This window comes from Allorhizobium borbori, from assembly GCF_014196535.1.
GTDB classification, from domain to species: Bacteria; Pseudomonadota; Alphaproteobacteria; order Rhizobiales; family Rhizobiaceae; genus Ectorhizobium; species Ectorhizobium borbori.
In genome coordinates, this window is sequence record NZ_JACIDU010000009.1 from 116,895 (window position 1) to 133,431 (window position 16,537).

Annotated in this window: 16 protein-coding genes and 2 tRNA genes; 12 read left to right on the top strand and 6 right to left on the bottom strand. The window is 60.9% G+C overall.

Annotated elements, in window-relative coordinates; translation table 11 throughout:
• Window positions 1-23: 23 nt before the first annotated feature.
• Window positions 24-224: a YgaP family membrane protein gene (locus tag GGQ66_RS12490; RefSeq protein ID WP_183792976.1), complete on the bottom strand. Its 201-nt coding sequence runs from the start codon at window positions 222-224 to the stop codon at window positions 24-26.
• Window positions 225-384: 160 nt separating this feature from the next.
• On the opposite strand from GGQ66_RS12490, the gene GGQ66_RS12495 reads away from it, so the two are divergent.
• The 4 genes from GGQ66_RS12495 to GGQ66_RS12510 all read left to right on the top strand — a co-directional run bounded on the left by GGQ66_RS12495 (window position 385) and on the right by GGQ66_RS12510 (window position 4,554).
• On the top strand, window positions 385-1,482 hold the full coding sequence (locus tag GGQ66_RS12495) for an NAD(P)/FAD-dependent oxidoreductase (protein ID WP_183792978.1): 1,098 nt from the start codon (window positions 385-387) through the stop codon (window positions 1,480-1,482).
• A 323-nt stretch (window positions 1,483-1,805) separates the two neighbouring features.
• Entirely contained in the window at window positions 1,806-1,997 is a 192-nt protein-coding gene (locus tag GGQ66_RS12500; protein WP_183792980.1) for a hypothetical protein, read from the top strand.
• A 161-nt stretch (window positions 1,998-2,158) separates the two neighbouring features.
• Window positions 2,159-3,256 carry a carboxynorspermidine decarboxylase gene (nspC, locus tag GGQ66_RS12505; RefSeq protein ID WP_183792982.1) on the top strand — a complete coding sequence of 366 codons (1,098 nt, stop codon included), beginning with the start codon at window positions 2,159-2,161 and terminating at the stop codon, window positions 3,254-3,256.
• A gap of 59 nt (window positions 3,257-3,315) precedes the next feature.
• Window positions 3,316-4,554: a saccharopine dehydrogenase family protein gene (locus GGQ66_RS12510; RefSeq protein WP_183792984.1), complete on the top strand. Its 1,239-nt coding sequence runs from the start codon at window positions 3,316-3,318 to the stop codon at window positions 4,552-4,554.
• Window positions 4,555-4,614: 60 nt separating this feature from the next.
• Here GGQ66_RS12510 and GGQ66_RS12515 read toward each other — a convergent pair whose 3' ends face one another.
• Together GGQ66_RS12515 and GGQ66_RS12520 are read right to left on the bottom strand one after the other, a co-directional pair.
• Window positions 4,615-5,208: a DUF922 domain-containing Zn-dependent protease gene (locus GGQ66_RS12515; protein ID WP_183792986.1), complete on the bottom strand. Its 594-nt coding sequence runs from the start codon at window positions 5,206-5,208 to the stop codon at window positions 4,615-4,617.
• A 77-nt stretch (window positions 5,209-5,285) separates the two neighbouring features.
• Window positions 5,286-6,575, bottom strand: coding sequence for an NAD(P)/FAD-dependent oxidoreductase (locus GGQ66_RS12520; RefSeq protein ID WP_183792988.1), 1,290 nt, complete (start codon window positions 6,573-6,575; stop codon window positions 5,286-5,288).
• A 155-nt stretch (window positions 6,576-6,730) separates the two neighbouring features.
• On the opposite strand from GGQ66_RS12520, the gene GGQ66_RS12525 reads away from it, so the two are divergent.
• Complete coding sequence (locus tag GGQ66_RS12525) at window positions 6,731-7,072, top strand: ArsR/SmtB family transcription factor (protein ID WP_183792990.1); 342 nt, start codon at window positions 6,731-6,733, stop codon at window positions 7,070-7,072.
• A 58-nt stretch (window positions 7,073-7,130) separates the two neighbouring features.
• On the opposite strand, the gene GGQ66_RS12530 is transcribed toward GGQ66_RS12525, so the two are convergent.
• Window positions 7,131-7,205: transfer RNA gene (locus GGQ66_RS12530), tRNA-Gly, on the bottom strand.
• Between the two features lie 215 nt (window positions 7,206-7,420).
• A tRNA-Gly gene (locus GGQ66_RS12535) sits at window positions 7,421-7,495 on the bottom strand.
• 229 nt (window positions 7,496-7,724) lie between these two features.
• Here GGQ66_RS12535 and GGQ66_RS12540 point away from each other — a divergent pair.
• The 4 genes from GGQ66_RS12540 (at window position 7,725) to GGQ66_RS12555 (ending at window position 10,217) form a co-directional block, all read left to right on the top strand.
• Window positions 7,725-8,234: a prolyl-tRNA synthetase associated domain-containing protein gene (locus tag GGQ66_RS12540; protein WP_183792991.1), complete on the top strand. Its 510-nt coding sequence runs from the start codon at window positions 7,725-7,727 to the stop codon at window positions 8,232-8,234.
• A gap of 51 nt (window positions 8,235-8,285) precedes the next feature.
• On the top strand, window positions 8,286-9,266 hold the full coding sequence (gene trxA, locus GGQ66_RS12545) for a thioredoxin (protein WP_183792993.1): 981 nt from the start codon (window positions 8,286-8,288) through the stop codon (window positions 9,264-9,266).
• Between the two features lie 77 nt (window positions 9,267-9,343).
• Window positions 9,344-10,018 carry an LON peptidase substrate-binding domain-containing protein gene (locus GGQ66_RS12550; RefSeq protein WP_183792995.1) on the top strand — a complete coding sequence of 225 codons (675 nt, stop codon included), beginning with the start codon at window positions 9,344-9,346 and terminating at the stop codon, window positions 10,016-10,018.
• Between the two features lie 10 nt (window positions 10,019-10,028).
• Window positions 10,029-10,217: a Trm112 family protein gene (locus GGQ66_RS12555; protein ID WP_183792997.1), complete on the top strand. Its 189-nt coding sequence runs from the start codon at window positions 10,029-10,031 to the stop codon at window positions 10,215-10,217.
• Between the two features lie 6 nt (window positions 10,218-10,223).
• On the opposite strand, the gene GGQ66_RS12560 is transcribed toward GGQ66_RS12555, so the two are convergent.
• On the bottom strand, window positions 10,224-11,441 hold the full coding sequence (locus GGQ66_RS12560) for a ubiquinone biosynthesis hydroxylase (RefSeq protein ID WP_183792999.1): 1,218 nt from the start codon (window positions 11,439-11,441) through the stop codon (window positions 10,224-10,226).
• 412 nt (window positions 11,442-11,853) lie between these two features.
• Between GGQ66_RS12560 and GGQ66_RS12565 the strand changes: the two genes are divergently transcribed.
• The 3 genes from GGQ66_RS12565 (at window position 11,854) to GGQ66_RS12575 (ending at window position 16,476) form a co-directional block, all read left to right on the top strand.
• Window positions 11,854-12,204, top strand: a complete 351-nt coding sequence (locus GGQ66_RS12565) for a P-II family nitrogen regulator (RefSeq protein WP_183793001.1) — start codon at window positions 11,854-11,856, stop codon at window positions 12,202-12,204.
• Between the two features lie 22 nt (window positions 12,205-12,226).
• The gene (locus tag GGQ66_RS12570; RefSeq protein WP_183793003.1) at window positions 12,227-13,552 is read left to right on the top strand and encodes an ammonium transporter; all 1,326 of its coding nucleotides are present in this window, start codon (window positions 12,227-12,229) and stop codon (window positions 13,550-13,552) included.
• A 287-nt stretch (window positions 13,553-13,839) separates the two neighbouring features.
• Window positions 13,840-16,476 (top strand): FtsK/SpoIIIE family DNA translocase, encoded by a 2,637-nt coding sequence (locus tag GGQ66_RS12575; protein WP_183793004.1) that lies wholly within the window; start codon window positions 13,840-13,842, stop codon window positions 16,474-16,476.
• Window positions 16,477-16,537: the final 61 nt, after the last annotated feature.

Genomic DNA, 16,537 nt, shown 5'->3' on the forward strand with positions numbered 1-16,537 from the left:
CATTGAAAATGGTCAGCAGCCAATCAGAAGGCGCAACCGGGCTTGATGCCGAGCTTTGCGAAGAGCATCGCAGCCGGGCAAAAGCCGGTGAAGGCGGATTGCAGCATGTTCACGCCGATGAACATGGTGAACCAGACGAAATAAGGATGCACGAAAACGGTGAGCACCACCGAAAGCAGGACCATGCAACCGGCAAAGGCAAGAACGGCGCGATCGAGCGTCATGATTTCTCTCCACAAGTGAGGAACGAATTATATATAGTGATATTCATATATATTTCTTCAAAAGCGAAAACAAGCCCCGCATGCGGGTTTGTTTGCGCTTGAGCCGGTCGGCGCGCCTCCTATACTGCCCCGTATCAACGATGCGAGGGGAATACGGGTCATGGCCGACATAGGCGCAATCGTCGTGGGTGCCGGCGTGGTCGGTCTGGCCACGGCACGGGAACTGGCGCTCCGTGGCCATTCCGTCATCGTTCTGGAAAGCGCCGGTGCTATCGGCACGGGCACGTCATCGCGCAACAGCGAAGTCATCCACGCCGGTCTCTATTATCCGGAAGACAGTCTCAAGGCCCGCCTGTGCGTCGAAGGCCGCGACCTTCTCTACGCCTTCTGCGAAACCCACGGGGTTCCCCATCGCCGCTGCGGCAAACTGATCGTTGCGACCGATGATGCGGAAATCGCTGCATTGGAGACCCTGCGCGCCAAGGGCCTCGCCAATGGCTGCGACGACCTCGTCCTTCTCGATCGCGATGCGGCGCTGGCGCTCGAACCCGCGCTCGCCTGCCGCGCCGCGCTCCACTCCCCCTCAACCGGCATCATCGACAGCCACGCCTATATGCTGGCGCTTCAGGGCGGTGCGGAAGACAAGGGCGCAGCCTTCGCCTTCAACACTCCGTTCGAAGGCGCCACCGCGCGAAGCGGCGAATTCACCGTGCGGACCGGCGGTACAGAACCGATGGAACTCTCCACCACGATCCTGGTCAACGCCGCCGGACTATATGCCTCGAAGGTCGCGGCAAAGATCGAAGGGCTGTCACCCGAACACATCCCGCCGACAAACTACGCCAAGGGCAATTATTTCCTCCTGTCGGGAAAGGCCCCCTTCTCCCGCCTCATCTATCCCGCTCCCCATGCTCACGGGCTCGGCGTGCACCTGACGCTCGATCTCGGCGGACAGGCCCGCTTTGGCCCGGACATCGAATGGGTGGACGCCATCGCCTATGAGGTCGATCCGCACCGGGGCGATGGCTTCGGTGAGGCGATCCGTCGCTATTGGCCCGGCCTGCCGGAAGACGCGTTGACCCCCGGCTATTCCGGCATCCGCCCGAAAATCTGCGGCCCGAACGACCCCGCCCCGGATTTCCGCGTCGATGATACCAGCCTTCACGGCCTACCCGGCCTCATCAACTTTTTCGGCATCGAAAGTCCTGGCCTGACCGCCTCCCTGGCCCTTGCCCGTGAGGCGGCAAACCGACTTTAGCCCCTTGGGCGACATGCGACGATCGCAGCAGATGCATTCGCGTACAAAAAATTGACTATAATATTCATCTTTATTAAGACGGGCCAACGCGGACATGGGTGAAATAGTTCAAAATTTCCAGAGAAGCCAATGATTCGGAATCATTTTCCGCGTTAAGGATTACGACAAAAGAATGACAGAAAATTCTGTCAAATTAGCTCGATTTCGCCATTGAAGCGCCGAACACCCTTCTTATGTAAGGCTCGCAAAAGCGAAACCTGCTCCGGATGGGTAGGCGTATCGGAGTACGGGATCAGTTCAGACGAAACCGGCAAGGAGGTTTCATGGAAAAGCAGACCATAGAATTCGAGGGCGTTCCGGTGGGCATCGTTGTTCCCGATGAGGATCGACTGAAATTCATCGCCGTCAAATTCCATGTCATCGGTCTTGATGGCCAGCATTTCCGCAACCCGGAAGAGGTGAAGACGGCCATTGGCCATCTTCTGGGCAAGGAGCGACGCCCGCACGTCGCCTGAACGCATGATTCCGCGCCCTTTCTGGGCGCGGGGTCCGATTCCCCTTGAGAAGAGGGGGCAAGGCTTGTATGGAGCAAGCCGCTGACCCCATGGGGCGCAGCACCCGCCACGCGGAAAAGGCGAATGGATCGCCGCCTTTCTTAACCTGACGGAATATGCCGATGCTCCAGACCCCCTATTACCTCATCGACAAGTCGAAGCTTCTCAAGAACCTCGAGAAGATCAAGCTTCTGCGCGAACTCTCCGGTGCCCGGGCGCTTCTGGCGCTGAAATGCTTTGCGACCTGGGGCGTCTTCGACCTGATGCGCGACTATATGGACGGCACCACCTCGTCCTCCCTCTACGAGGTCAAGCTCGGCTACGAGAAGTTCGGCGGCGAAACGCACGCCTATTCCGTGGCCTATGCCGACGACGAGATCGCCGAAGTCCTCGCCAATTGCGACAAGATCATCTTCAATTCCATCGGCCAGCTCGAGCGTTTCGCCGGGGCGTCCGAAGGCAAGGTGAGGGGCCTGCGCGTCAATCCGCGCGTCTCGACCTCCGATTTCGATCTCGCCGACCCGGCCCGGCCCTTCTCCCGTCTCGGTGAATGGGACCCGGAGAAGATCGAAGCCGTGATGGACAAGATTTCCGGCTTCATGTTCCATAACAATTGTGAAAACGCCGATTTCGGCCGCTTCGATGAGATGCTGACCCTCATCGAGGACCGCTTCGGCTCTCTCATCGCTCGCGCCAAATGGGTGAGCCTCGGCGGCGGCATCCACTTCACCGGCGATGACTATCCCCTGGAACAGTTCGCAGCACGGTTGAAGCAGTTTTCGGAGAAATACGGCGTTCAGGTCTATCTGGAACCCGGCGAAGCCGCGATCACCAAAAGCGCCACGCTGGAAGTGACCGTGCTCGACACGCTTTACAACGGCAAGAACCTCGCCATCGTGGACTCATCCATCGAGGCGCACATGCTCGACCTGCTCATCTACCGCCAGAGCGCCAAGATGGAGCCGAACGAAGGCGAGTATGAGGTGATGATCTGCGGCAAGTCCTGCCTTGCCGGCGATATTTTCGGTACCTTCCGCTTCCCCGCCCCCGTCAAGGCCGGCGACCGTCTTTCGGTTCAGGATGCAGCCGGTTATACGATGGTCAAGAAAAACTGGTTCAATGGCGTGAAGATGCCGGCGATTGCCGTCAGGGAACTCGACGGCACGGTTCGAACCGTTCGCGAATTCTCTTACGAGGATTACAAGCAGAGTCTGTCCTGAAGCGATCAGGCGGACAATTTCCCCACCCCTATCAAGGTCCACGGAGGCTTTTGTGTGAGATGAAGAAGAATGTCCTGATTATCGGCGCCGGTGGCGTAGCTCAGGTCGTGGCGCACAAGTGTGCGCAGAACAATGACATCCTGGGCGATATCCATATCGCTTCGCGCACCAAGGCGAAGGTCGAGAAGATCATCGCCAGCGTGCATGAAAAGAAGGCGATGAAGCAGCCTGGCATTTTCGAAGGCCATGCTCTCGACGCGCTCGATATCGAGGCAACGAAGGATCTCATCCGCAAGACGAACAGCCAGATCGTCATCAATGTCGGCACGGCCTTCCTCAACATGTCGGTGCTGCGCGCCTGCATGGATACCGGCGTCGCCTACATCGACACCGCCATCCACGAAGAACCGGGCAAGATCTGCGAAACCCCGCCGTGGTACGGTAACTACGAGTGGAAGCGCGCCGCCGAATGCGAGGAAAAGGGCATTACCGCCATCCTCGGCGCCGGTTTCGATCCGGGCGTCGTCAACGCCTATGCGCGCCTCGCCAAGGACGAATATCTGGACAAGGTGACGGATGTCGACATCGTCGACATCAATGCCGGCAGCCATGGCAAGTACTTCGCCACGAACTTCGACCCGGAAATCAACTTCCGCGAATTCACCGGCGTCGTCTATTCCTGGCAGAACAACCAGTGGAACGTGAACAAGATGTTCGAGATCGGCAAGGATTACGACCTGCCGGTCGTCGGCACCCGCCGCGCCTATCTTTGCGGCCACGACGAGGTTCACTCGCTGGCAAAGAACATGGACGGTGCCGACGTGCGCTTCTGGATGGGCTTTGGCGATCACTACATCAACGTCTTCACCGTTCTGAAGAGCCTCGGCCTGCTCTCCGAGCAGCCGGTCAAGACCGCTGAAGGCCTCGAAGTCGTGCCGCTCAAGGTCGTCAAGGCCGTGCTGCCTGATCCGGCATCGCTGGCGCCGGGCTACGAAGGCAAGACCTGCATCGGCGACTACGTGAAGGGCCTCAAGGACGGCAAGGAACGCACCGTGTTCATCTACAACGTGGCCGACCACAAGGAAGCCTACGAGGAAGTCGGTTCGCAGGGCATTTCCTACACCGCCGGCGTGCCGCCGGTCGCAGCCGCCATCCTTGTCGCCACCGGCGAATGGGATGCGAAGAAGATGGTCAACGTCGAGGAACTGCCGCCGAAGCCGTTTATCAACGTTCTCAACCGCATCGGTCTGCAGACCTGCATCCGTGACGAAAACGGCGACCGCGAACTGAGCTTCTGATCGCAGAGCCCATCGTGAATGGAAGAGGCCCGCCGGAGCAATCCGGCGGGCCTCTTCCATTCACTCGTTCACCAGCGCCAGAATAAGCTGATGGACATTGCCGCCCGGGCTCATCTCGAGCCTGTCGAAATCGCTTTCCTTCTTCAGCCGCGCATCCGAAAGCACCTTGAGCCTGCCCTGCAGGTCATCGCGGATCTTCTTGCAGCCCGGATCGTTCTCAACCGTCAAACCCACCGAAACCCGCTCGATCTCACCCACCAGATCACGGATGTTTTGTCCGTGCACCGCCTCATGCTTGCGGATGCCGGCCAGGAACATGTCCCACTTCGCCTTCATGGCCGGCGGGAGCGCGGCGCTCGGCTTCGGCAGCGTATAGGTGATGGTCAGGCTCGGCCGCGCCGAGGCCAGCACGCAGGCCGTGCCTCGCGGTTGGTAATCCCGGCTCCACAGAAGCTTGAAGGTCGTATGCGCGATGGCCCGCACACCATTGCCGATCACCGGCCCGTTCTCGCCGATCGACTGGTAAAGCGCCATGCCCGTGGTTCCGGACACCGGATAGGTCACGATCTTCTCCGCAGCCTTCCATTCGGCCTGCGCAGCGGCAAAGGCACCTGAAACCAGTGTGGCGAAAAGGATGAGCAGAAGGCGAGGCATGGCTTCTCCGGGTAAGGACGCGACAATCGCAAGCTCCTTATAACCCGGCGATTGTCGCGATTTCCACCCGCAAGGTCTCAGCCCTGCTCGAACTGCACGCCCTTCAGCTTCTTGATGCCCATCATGTCAAGGGCAATGCCCTCGTAGAAGGTCTCGGCCTTGCCAGTGCGCACCTTGTGCAGGAAATATTTTTCAAAGCCGATCTTGGCGGCGTGAACCCATTTACCGCGCACGGCCCAGTTCAGGTTTCGCGGCGGGATCTGCGGTTGCGCCACGAAGGCAATCCCCTCATCGCCGAAATCCGCAAGGCAGACGGCGTTCCAACTGGCCACGGCGCGCGGCGCATCCCCCTTCAGCAGCGCGGCAATGTTTTCGGCCGTCGCGCTGACCATGGATTCGATCATGAAGCCCGTTTTCGGCACCCCGACCGGCAGCGGCGTCTTGCCCACTGGCGGAATGGCAACACACACACCGACCGAAAAGATGTTCGGATAAGCCTGGTTGCGCTGGTGTTTATCGATGGTGACGAAACCGCGCGGGTTGACGAGCCCTTCGATGCCCGCCACCGCCGGCACACCACGAAAAGCAGGAAGCATCATGGAATAGGCGAAGGGCAGATCGTGCTTCATCTTCACCGTGCCATCATCGTTAACCTCTTCCACATGCATCACCCCCTCTTCCACGGAGGTAACCCTGGCATTGGTGATCCATTTGATGTGACGTTCCCGCAGCGCGCTTTCCAGAAGCGTCTTGGTGTCACCCACGCCATCCAGTCCCAGATGGCCGACATAGGGCTCCGGTGTCACGAAGGTCATCGGCACCTGATCCCGCTTCTTAGCCTTGCGCAGCGCCGAATCGACGATGAAGGCGAACTCGTAGGCCGGGCCGTAGCAGGACGCGCCCTGAACGGCACCGATGACCACCGGCCCGGGTTTGGCAACCAGCACGTCAAACTGACCCCGGGCAGCCAGCGCGTGATCGATATGGCAGATGGATTGCGTATAGCCCTGCGGACCAAGTCCCGGCACCTCATCGAAGGCAAGATCCGGCCCGGTGGCAATGATGAGATAATCATAGTCTAGGAACGACCCATCGTTCATTTCCAGACGATTTTCCTGCGGCAAAACCTTGCGCGCTCCTTCCGGGCGCAACGCAATGCCGCGTTTCCTGAGCACCGGTTCAATATCAACCGTCAGATCCTCGCGCTCGCGCCAGCCGACGGCCACCCAGGGGTTGGAAGGCACGAAGGAATAAGTGGAGCCGAGATTGACAACGGTCAGGCGATCCTCGCCGCGCATCTTTTCACGCATTTCATAGGCCATGACGATGCCGCCAAGACCTGCACCAAGTACAACAATATGAGCCATGACTTCCTCCCGAAGTGCTTTCGGCATCCCCTCCCCGGGTTACCGACGCAAAGTGCTCCACACGCGATTCCCAAACCCGCCTTCGCGATGTAGTCTGGGCTGACCACGACAGAACCTACACCAATCATACATTCAAAAACATTAAATTCAAAAATATGAATGTGAAAGAATTAATTCCGGCTTCCGACAAGGCCGCGCAACTGTTGAAAAGCCTTTCGCACCCGCAAAGGCTGTTGATTCTTTGTGCGCTTGGCCGAAAGGAATGTTCGGTGGCAGACCTGCGCGACGAACTGGGGATCGATCAGGTGCCGATGTCGCAGCAATTGATGCGCCTGCGCGCCGATGGCCTTGTGGCCGCCCGACGGGTGGGAACCAGCGTTCACTACCGCATCACGCGTCTCGAAATACTGGCGATCGTCGAAGCGCTGCACACAGCATTTTGCCCGGACGCCGAAACCGACAAGGTCTGCACTGCAACGAACCAGCAATCGGCATGAACGACCGTCGCAGTGCCGAAACTTGAACGCTCTATAGACTAAAAGCACTTGGGAGATTTGGAGCGGGCGAAGGGATTCGAACCCTCGACCCCAACCTTGGCAAGGTTGTGCTCTACCCCTGAGCTACACCCGCTCATCAGTCCAAAGGCTCGGGGTAGATCGCTGAGCCTCGGGTCGGCGCGATGCGCTGACGGGGGCTATATGGCCCAAGCCTTGAGCAAATGCAACAGGGAAATGTCGAAAATCGACATGCTTTTTCAGGAACAGAAAAAGCAGAGACAAAACGCAGAAAACCGAACTACGCCAACGGCATAGCATGTTTTTCAATAACATTCACTTAGGAAGATTTGGAGCGGGCGAAGGGATTCGAACCCTCGACCCCAACCTTGGCAAGGTTGTGCTCTACCCCTGAGCTACACCCGCTCATAAATCCGAGGGCTCGGGGTAGATCGTTGAGCCCTGGGTCAGCGTGTTGCGCCGACGGGGGGCTATATGACGCAAGGCCCTTTCAAATGCAACAGGGAATTCTCGAAAACATGCAGTTTTTTGAGCGTGGCCCGTCACAATGCCTGAAATACGGGCTTTTGCTTGCAGTCAAAAATGGCGCGCTTTATGGAGAACCACGCATTTCAGACTGCCGGACACTTCTGCCATGACCGAGAAGACCCAGAAAACCGACCGTGACCTGTTCGACCTGTTCGACAGCCTCGGCATTGCCCATGAAACCCTGGAGCATGAGGCGGTCTTTACCGTCGGCGAATCGGAATGGCTGCGCGATGCCATTGCCGGCGCTCACACCAAGAACCTGTTCCTGCGCGACCGAAAGGACCGGCATTTCGTCGTCACCGTGGAAGAACGTGCGGTCGTCGATCTCAAGACCATCCACACGGTGATCGGCGCATCGGGCCGGGTTTCCTTCGGCAAGCCGGAAACCATGGTGAACTATCTTGGCGTCACGCCGGGCTCGGTGACGGTTTTCAGCGCGCTCTGTGATGCCGGGGGCAACGTCACCTTCGTGCTGGACGAAAGCCTGATGGCCCACGACCGGATCACCGGTCATCCCCTGCGCAACACGGCAACGACTGCCGTCGCGCGCGACGATCTCATCCGCTTTCTTGAGGCAACCGGCCACACGCCGCTTGTCTTGAAAGTGGCGGACTGACATACGATCTATGCGACAGAAAACCGGTAACGGCGAGGACAGGAGACAACCATGAGCGGCCCGAACAATCCCTATAACGGCTCCTTCGGCGGCGGCCTCCACGGCACCGTCAATCTCGGTGGACAGTCCGCCGCTCCCGCCGCTGCCGGCAGTGATGTCATCAAGGATACGACGACGTCGGCCTTCGGTCGCGACGTGATCGAGGAATCGAAGACGCAGCCGGTACTCGTCGATTTCTGGGCACCCTGGTGCGGCCCCTGCCGCCAGCTCGCGCCGGTCATCGAAAAGGTGGTGAAGGAAGCGGCCGGCAAGGTGAAGCTCGTCAAGCTCAACATTGACGACCACCCGGCCATTCCCGGCCAGCTCGGCATCCAGTCCATCCCCGCCGTTGTCGCCTTCGTCGGCGGCCAGCCCGTCGATGGCTTCATGGGCGCCGTGCCCGAAAGCCAGATCCGCCAGTTCATCGACAAGCTCGGCGGTGCCGGTGGCGCCGGCGACGAGCAGGCGGAAATCGATGCGGCACTGGACGAAGCCCAGACCCTGCTCGATGCCGGCGACATCAACAGCGCGGGCCAGCTTTTTGGCGCCGTTCTCCAGCACGCTCCGGAAAATCCGCGCGCGGTTGCTGGTATCGCCCGCTGCATGATCGAGGCCGGCCAGCATGAGCGCGCCCGCGATCTGCTGTCGAGCCTGCCGGAAGAAACCGCCAAGGATGCCGGCATTCAGGCCATTCTCAAGCAGATCGCGCAGATCGAGGAAGCCCGCAAGCTCGGCGACCCCGCAGCGCTGGAACATATGCTGGCGCTGAGCCCGGACGATCACGAATCGCGCATCAAGCTCGCCAAGATCCGTAATGTCGAAGGCCGGCGCGATGAAGCTGCGGATCACCTGCTGCTCATCATGCGCAAGGACCGCACCTATGGCGACGACCTCGCCCGCAAGGAACTGGTGCAGTTCTTCGAAACCTGGGGGCCGAAGGACCCGGCAACGATCGCCGCGCGGCGCAAGATGTCGTCGATCCTCTTCTCCTGATACGTCGGGGCTTGCGGAACGCCTGCGACGCCCCAAATAGACGTGGAGGATAAACGCAGTCATGCCGGGAGGCCGTTATGAAGGTTGGCAACGCCAGATATGACGGACCGGATGATTTTCCGGAGATTGCGCCGGTGTTTCCGCTGACCGGCGCACTGCTTCTGCCTGGCAGCCACCTGCCGCTCAACGTGTTCGAACCGCGCTACATCGCACTGATGGATCACGCCATCGCCTCCAACCGGCTGGTCACGATGGTGCAACCCCGGCTGACGGAAACTGCGGGAGAAACGACCAATCCCGCACTCTGCGATGTCGGTTGCCTCGGGCGCATCACATCCTTTTCGGAAACCGGCGACGGGCGCTACATCGTTTCGCTGGCCGGCATCTGCCGCGTCCGGCTTCTCGAAGAGACAACGACGGGAGACGATCTGTTCCGCAGCATTCGCATCCTGCCCTTTCTGTCGGATCTCGGCGTTGCCGGTGAGGAACCCGATGTCGACCGCAACGCACTGATGACCGTGTTCCGCGCCTATCTCGAGCAGCATCGGCTGGAAGCGGACTGGGAAAGCATCGAGCGGGCCGGCAATCTCGCGCTGGTCAATTCGCTGTGCATGATGTCGCCCTTCGGCGCGGCGGAAAAGCAGGCGCTGCTGGAAGCCGCGAGCCTCAAGGCGCGCTCGGCAACGCTCGTCGCCATGCTGGAAATGCTGGTGGCCCGCAGCCCCGGCACCCCGTCGAACACGCTGCAATAGGACGATCGCAATGGACGCCAGAACCTCGGAAGTAGACCCGAAACTGCTCGAACTGCTCGTCTGCCCGCTGACGAAGGGACACCTCCACCTTGACCGGGAAAAGAGCGAACTGGTTTCGGAAAGCGCCCGCCTCGCCTATCCTATTCGCGACGGCGTGCCGATCATGCTGATTTCCGAAGCGCGCGAACTGAAGGACTGAAAGGCTTCAGAGCGCCGTGCCTGCCAGAAGCCGCGGATCACCCGGCCCCGCGACACCCGCCGCCTGACCGATGAACCAAGACTTCAGCGCCGGCATGCGGTCCACGAGCCCGAGACCGAGATCACGCACAAGTCGCACCGGGCCGATATCGTTGGAGAAAAGCCGGTTCAGCACATCGGTTGTCACGCCCATGCGGAACGTGTCGAAACGCCGCCAGGTCTGGTAGCGTTCGAGAATGGCAAGCGAGCCGATGTCCAGCCCGAGCCTGTCGGCCTCCACCACGGTTTCCGCCAGCGCCGCCACATCCTTGAAGCCGAGATTGAGGCCCTGCCCGGAAATCGGATGGATGCCATGGGCGGCATCGCCCACCAGCGCAAAGCGCGGCGCGACAAAAGCACGCGCCAGCGTCAGACCCAGCGGAAACGCCCGCTTGTCGCCCGCAACCCGCAAGGAGCCGAGCTTCTGGCCGAAGCGCCGCTCCAGCTCTTCCTCGAACAGGAAATCATCGCCCGCCACCAGCCGGTCGGCATCGGGCGTGCGCTCTGTCCAAACCAGCGATGAGCGATTACCCTTGAGCGGCAGAATGGCAAAGGGGCCGGCGGGCAGGAAATGCTCTTCGGCGACACCGTTATGCGGGCGCTCATGCTCCACCGTCGTCACGATCCCCGACTGGCCGTACTCCCAGCGGATATGCTTGATTCCGGCCATGTCCCGCAGTTTCGAACGCACGCCATCGCAGGCGATCAGCAACCGCGTCGAGCGCTGTTCTCCGTTGGAGAGCGTCACTTCGGTCGATGCCTCGCCAGTGGAGAAGCCTGATACCGCCACACCATTGCGAACGGTGACGCCGAAACGGGCGCAGGCATCGAGCAGCGCGCCGACCATGGCGACATTGGGCACCATGTGGGCAAAGGGTTCACCCGCCGCGCCCGCCTCGCCGTCGAAGGTCAGGAAAACGGGGCGCACGGGATCACCCGTCTGCGAATCGGTAATCACCATCTTCTCGATTGGCTGCGCTTCCGGCAGGATCGCCTGCCAGGCGCCCAGCACGTCCAGCATGCGCGAAGCCGCAGCAATGATGGCGGAGGCGCGCGGATCGCGCCGCCACGCGTCTTCGGGCGCAATTTCAACCACTTCGACGGCAAGATGCGGCGCAGCCTGCTTGATCGCCGCGGCCACGGCAAGGCCCACATATCCGCCACCGGCGACCAGAATATCGAGCATCGTCGTTCCTCTCACCTGCAACCGGAAGGCCGCAAAAATCCCGTCCCATTCATGCACACGAACAGGTTCGGATCATTCCTGACCATGCACCGGGCGCTTCGTCTCCTTTATATAGTCCAGCGCGAAGCCGCGTAAAGCACCGTGAAGCGCCGCGGATGGTCGCAGCGCTTTGATTCTGAAAAAGGCATTTGGCGAAATTATGTGCATTTTTTCAAAATTGCCCATATAATGCGCGATTATCAGCGATTCATTTGCCGCTTTTCTGGATGCCTGCAAAGCTTGCTTTACTTTTCAATAACTTATTCAGCAAATCGAATCTGGCACGGCCCTTGAATGCGTAAGTGACAGTCGCTGCATAGATGCCTTGCCAGCGGCGAGGAGAGTCGGCTCCGAGCCGAGCAAAACATTGAGGATGGGAAACCAGATGAAGATTGTGATGGCCATTATCAAGCCGTTCAAGCTGGACGAAGTGCGCGAAGCACTGACGGCTGTCGGTATTCAGGGCCTGACCGTAACCGAGGTCAAGGGTTACGGACGCCAGAAGGGACACACCGAGATTTATCGCGGCACTGAATATGCCGTGAGCTTCCTGCCGAAACTGAAGATCGAGATCGCGGTTGCCTCCGAACTCGTCGAGAAGGCCATCGAAGCGATCGCTTCGGCAGCGAAGACGGGTCAGATCGGCGACGGCAAGATTTTTGTCTACTCGCTCGACCAGGCCGTGCGCATCCGCACCGGCGAAACCGACAACGAAGCGCTCTAAGGCGTCAGGGGGTATAGTATCCATGCTTAAGAATTTCAAACTCGTAACCGGACTTGCGCTGGCTTCCGCCGCGCTTGCCATGCCGGCATTCGCCCAGGACGCCGCTGCTGCCGCTCCGGTTCCGGAAAAGGCCGACACCGCCTTCATGTACCTCGCCACGATCCTCGTGCTGCTGATGACGGTTCCGGGCCTTTCGCTGTTCTACGGCGGTCTGGTTCGTTCCAAGAACATGGTCTCCGTCCTGATGCAGACCACGGTCATTCCGGCCGCCCTGATGATCGTCTGGGTCGTCTACGGCTACTCCTTCGCCTTCGGCGGCTCCGAAAGCCCCTTCTTCGGCGGCTTCGCCAAGCTTTTCCTGTCGGGCGTGACGGGCGAAAGCACCTCCGCCACCTTCTCTGAAGGCGTCGTGATCTACGAATACACCTTCATCGCCTTCCAGATGACGTTCGCCGCGATCACGCCGGCCCTCATCATCGGCGCCTTCGCAGAACGCATCAAGTTCGCGGCTGCCGTCCTGTTCTGCATCCTGTGGGCCACCTTCGTCTACTTCCCGATCGCCCACATGGTCTGGGATGCCAACGGCTACATCTTCGGCCTCGGCGCTCTCGACTTCGCTGGCGGCACGGTCGTTCACATCAACGCCGGTATTGCCGGTCTGGTTGGCGCGATCATGGTCGGCAAGCGTACTGGCTACGGCAAGGACAACATGGCTCCGCACTCGCTGACCATGACCCTCATCGGCGGCGCTCTCCTGTGGTTCGGCTGGTTCGGCTTCAACGCCGGCTCCAACCTGGAAGCTTCGGGCGGTGCCGTTCTCGCCACCATCAACACCTTCCTGGCGACCGCTGGCGCCATCGTTTCCTGGTCGCTGGTTGAAAGCCTGACCCGCGGCAAGGCTTCGCTGCTCGGCGCCGTCTCGGGCATGATCGCCGGCCTCGTTGCCATCACCCCGGCTGCCGGCTCGGTTGGCCCGATCGGCGCCATCGTCCTCGGCCTGATCGTCTCGCCGATCTGCTACTTCTTCGTTGCCGTCGTGAAGGCCAAGTTCGGCTATGACGACAGCGCCGACGTCTTCGGCGTACACGGCGTGGGCGGCATCATCGGCGCTCTCGGCACCGGCATCTTCACCGCTCCGTCGCTCGGCGGCACGGGCAAGGAAGACTTCTCGATCGCCAGCCAGCTGTGGATCCAGTTCGTCGCCGTTGCCATCACGATCGTCTGGGGCGTCATCGTCTCGGCCATCCTCTACAAGGTTGTCGACCTCATCGTCGGTCTGCGCGTCTCGGTCGAAGCCGAACGCGAAGGTCTCGACCTGTCGTCCCACGGCGAAACGGCTTACCACTAAGCCGCACCGGCAACGGTCTCCCTTCCGGAACCGCATCGACAATCGGGGGCGCCGTTCATCCGGCGCCCTTTTCCAATCCCGTCGTAGCCTGCAGCACGCGTGGCTACATTGGCCCGGACCTCTGGTTCCGGGCCTTTTTTTTGCGTTGGCCCCCTGCCCCGCCGTAAAGATTGCGTTTTCATGGATGGTTAATGCGCCTTTAACCGTCATGCGGTTAGTCTGCGGCTGAATCGGGTGCTGCGACAGCGTGTCTGCGGCAGCACCACCCCGGAAACAGGGCTGGCAACATGGCAAAAAGTCATACGGCGAACCTCGGTCGCCAATCCGCGCGTTTCGTCTTCACGGCGTTCCTGTGGCGGCAAATTCGCGTCTTTACGGGCTTCGCCATCTTCATCGCACTGGCTCTCGGCGTCGCGGCATTGGCGACGTGGAACATCGATGACCCCAGCCTTTCGCATGCCACCGGCACGGAACCCGTCAACATTCTCGGTATCGGCGGCGCCTTCTTCGCCGATGGGTTCATGCAACTGTTCGGCCTGGCCGGCGTCGTCATCCTTTTGCCTGCGCTCGCCTGGTCACTGTCCCTTATCAGTGGCCGCCGCATCAACCGCCTGCCGACCCGGATTGCCTCCTGGGGGCTTGGGGCGCTGCTGGCCGCCGCCGCCGCCGGCTGCATGCCCGCACCGCAGACATGGCCACTGCCGAATGGCATTGGCGGCGTGGCCGGCGATCTCATCCTGCGCTTCCCCGCCCTTTTCATCGGCGCCTATCCGTCCGGCACCGGGGCCATCGTCATCGGTTCGACCATGGCTCTGCCCGCCATCTGGTTCCTGCTCATCGCCTCCGGCCTTGTCGGGCGCGAGCCCGAACTGCATCTGCCCGCCGTCGAGGAGGAGCCTGTTCGCCCCGGCAAGGCACGCTCCCTGCGTGAGATGGAAGCCGAGAACGACGATCCGCATCCCTTCATCATGCTGATTGCCGGCGCCACCACCCATATCTGGTACACGATGCAGGCCCGTCTTCGTCGCCTGACGGGGTTCGAATTCAGCCGTCGCAAGGCAGATATCGACGCCCCCTACGATTTCAACGAGGATGAATTCGGCACGCTGAACGAACCGGTTCGCGCCAAGGGAACGCCCGACACGCGCAGCGAACCGAGCCTTGAGCGCGATACGCATCAGAACCGTCGCGTGCTGACACCGCCACCGGTCTCCCCTGGCGCCCGCGCGGATGTCGATGATCCGCCCTTCGATGACGACGACCGCTTTGCGCGCCACCCGGCGGACATCCTTGTCGATGAAGACGACGAGTGGGACCACCCGGCGGCTTCGGCCCGCTCAGAACCCGCAGCGCGTTCGCGGCCCATTTCGGCTGCGCCGGAAAGTTTCCGCACCTCCTCCGCCGATGGCTTCACGCTGCCGTCCGTGCAGCTTCTGGCTGAACCGAAAAACGTCAAGCGCGATGCGACGCTTACCGCCGATGCTCTGGACCAGAATGCCCGCATGCTGGAAAGCGTTCTCGAGGATTTCGGCGTCCGCGGCGAAATCCTGCATGTGCGTCCCGGTCCGGTCGTGACCCTTTACGAACTCGAACCGGCCCCCGGCATCAAGTCATCGCGCGTCATCGGCCTCGCCGACGACATCGCCCGCTCCATGAGTTCGATTGCCGCACGCGTCGCCGTGGTGCCCGGCCGCAACGCCATCGGCATCGAACTGCCGAACCGGTCACGCGAAACTGTGTTCCTGCGGGAACTGATCGACAACCGTGATTTCGACGGCTCCAAGGCCAAGCTCGCCATCACGCTGGGCAAGACCATCGGCGGCGAACCGGTCATCGCCGATCTCGCCAAGATGCCCCACCTTCTGGTCGCCGGCACCACCGGTTCGGGCAAGTCGGTCGCCATCAACACGATGATCCTATCCTTGCTCTATCGCATGACGCCGGAGCAGTGCCGCCTGATCATGATCGACCCGAAGATGCTCGAACTCTCGGTCTATGACGGCATTCCGCATCTGTTGACCCCCGTTGTCACCGATCCCAAGAAGGCCGTCGTGGCCCTGAAATGGGCGGTGCGCGAGATGGAAGAGCGCTACAAGAAGATGTCGAAGATCGGCGTGCGCAACATCGACGGCTTCAACAGCCGCGTGGAACAGGCGCTGGCGAGGGGCGAGGTTCTGAACCGCACCGTGCAGACCGGCTTCGACCGTCAGACAGGCGAGGCGATCTACGAGACCGAAGAATTCGATCTGGAACCCATTCCCTATATCGTCGTCATCATCGACGAAATGGCCGACCTGATGATGGTGGCCGGCAAGGATATCGAAGGCGCCGTGCAGCGGCTTGCCCAGATGGCGCGCGCGGCCGGTATCCATGTCATCATGGCCACCCAGCGCCCTTCGGTCGATGTCATCACCGGCACGATCAAGGCGAACTTCCCCACCCGCATTTCCTTCCAGGTGACCTCGAAGATCGACAGCCGCACCATTCTCGGCGAACAGGGTGCCGAGCAGCTTCTCGGCATGGGCGACATGCTCTACATGGCCGGCGGCGGACGCATCCAGCGCGTTCACGGCCCCTTCGTGTCCGACACCGAAGTCGAGGAGATCGTCGCCTACCTGAAGACGCAAGGGGCGCCGCAATATCTTGAAGCCGTGACAGCCGATGACGACGAAGAAGGCGGCCACGGCCCGGCCGGCACCGGCAATCTCGCCGGCTCCGACGACCCCTACGATCAGGCCGTTGCCATCGTTCTGCGCGACGGCAAGGCGTCCACTTCCTATATCCAGCGACGCCTCGGCATTGGCTACAACCGCGCCGCCTCGCTCATCGAGCGCATGGAACAGGAAGGGCTGATCGGCCCCGCCAACCATGCCGGCAAGCGGGAAATCCTCGTTCCGACGGAAGCAGACGTGCTCGACCGATAATCGGCTGAAGTGCTTCCCATCGCCCCCGTTGCGCGTGCTATAGATGCGCGCGACGGATTCG

Bases quoted from the DNA above. Each gene is read 5' to 3' on its own strand.
- GGQ66_RS12515 (WP_183792986.1), bottom strand. From the start codon at position 5,208: ATGCCTCGCCTTCTGCTCATCCTTTTCGCCACACTGGTTTCAGGTGCC.
- GGQ66_RS12495 (WP_183792978.1), top strand. From the start codon at position 385: ATGGCCGACATAGGCGCAATCGTCGTGGGTGCCGGCGTGGTCGGTCTG.
- GGQ66_RS12540 (WP_183792991.1), top strand. From the start codon at position 7,725: ATGACCGAGAAGACCCAGAAAACCGACCGTGACCTGTTCGACCTGTTC.
- GGQ66_RS12500 (WP_183792980.1), top strand. From the start codon at position 1,806: ATGGAAAAGCAGACCATAGAATTCGAGGGCGTTCCGGTGGGCATCGTT.
- GGQ66_RS12565 (WP_183793001.1), top strand. From the start codon at position 11,854: ATGGGAAACCAGATGAAGATTGTGATGGCCATTATCAAGCCGTTCAAG.
- GGQ66_RS12510 (WP_183792984.1), top strand. From the start codon at position 3,316: ATGAAGAAGAATGTCCTGATTATCGGCGCCGGTGGCGTAGCTCAGGTC.
- GGQ66_RS12560 (WP_183792999.1), bottom strand. From the start codon at position 11,441: ATGCTCGATATTCTGGTCGCCGGTGGCGGATATGTGGGCCTTGCCGTG.
- GGQ66_RS12550 (WP_183792995.1), top strand. From the start codon at position 9,344: ATGAAGGTTGGCAACGCCAGATATGACGGACCGGATGATTTTCCGGAG.
- GGQ66_RS12525 (WP_183792990.1), top strand. From the start codon at position 6,731: ATGAATGTGAAAGAATTAATTCCGGCTTCCGACAAGGCCGCGCAACTG.
- nspC (WP_183792982.1), top strand. From the start codon at position 2,159: ATGCTCCAGACCCCCTATTACCTCATCGACAAGTCGAAGCTTCTCAAG.
- GGQ66_RS12575 (WP_183793004.1), top strand. From the start codon at position 13,840: ATGGCAAAAAGTCATACGGCGAACCTCGGTCGCCAATCCGCGCGTTTC.
- GGQ66_RS12520 (WP_183792988.1), bottom strand. From the start codon at position 6,575: ATGGCTCATATTGTTGTACTTGGTGCAGGTCTTGGCGGCATCGTCATG.
- GGQ66_RS12555 (WP_183792997.1), top strand. From the start codon at position 10,029: ATGGACGCCAGAACCTCGGAAGTAGACCCGAAACTGCTCGAACTGCTC.
- GGQ66_RS12490 (WP_183792976.1), bottom strand. From the start codon at position 224: ATGACGCTCGATCGCGCCGTTCTTGCCTTTGCCGGTTGCATGGTCCTG.
- trxA (WP_183792993.1), top strand. From the start codon at position 8,286: ATGAGCGGCCCGAACAATCCCTATAACGGCTCCTTCGGCGGCGGCCTC.
- GGQ66_RS12570 (WP_183793003.1), top strand. From the start codon at position 12,227: ATGCTTAAGAATTTCAAACTCGTAACCGGACTTGCGCTGGCTTCCGCC.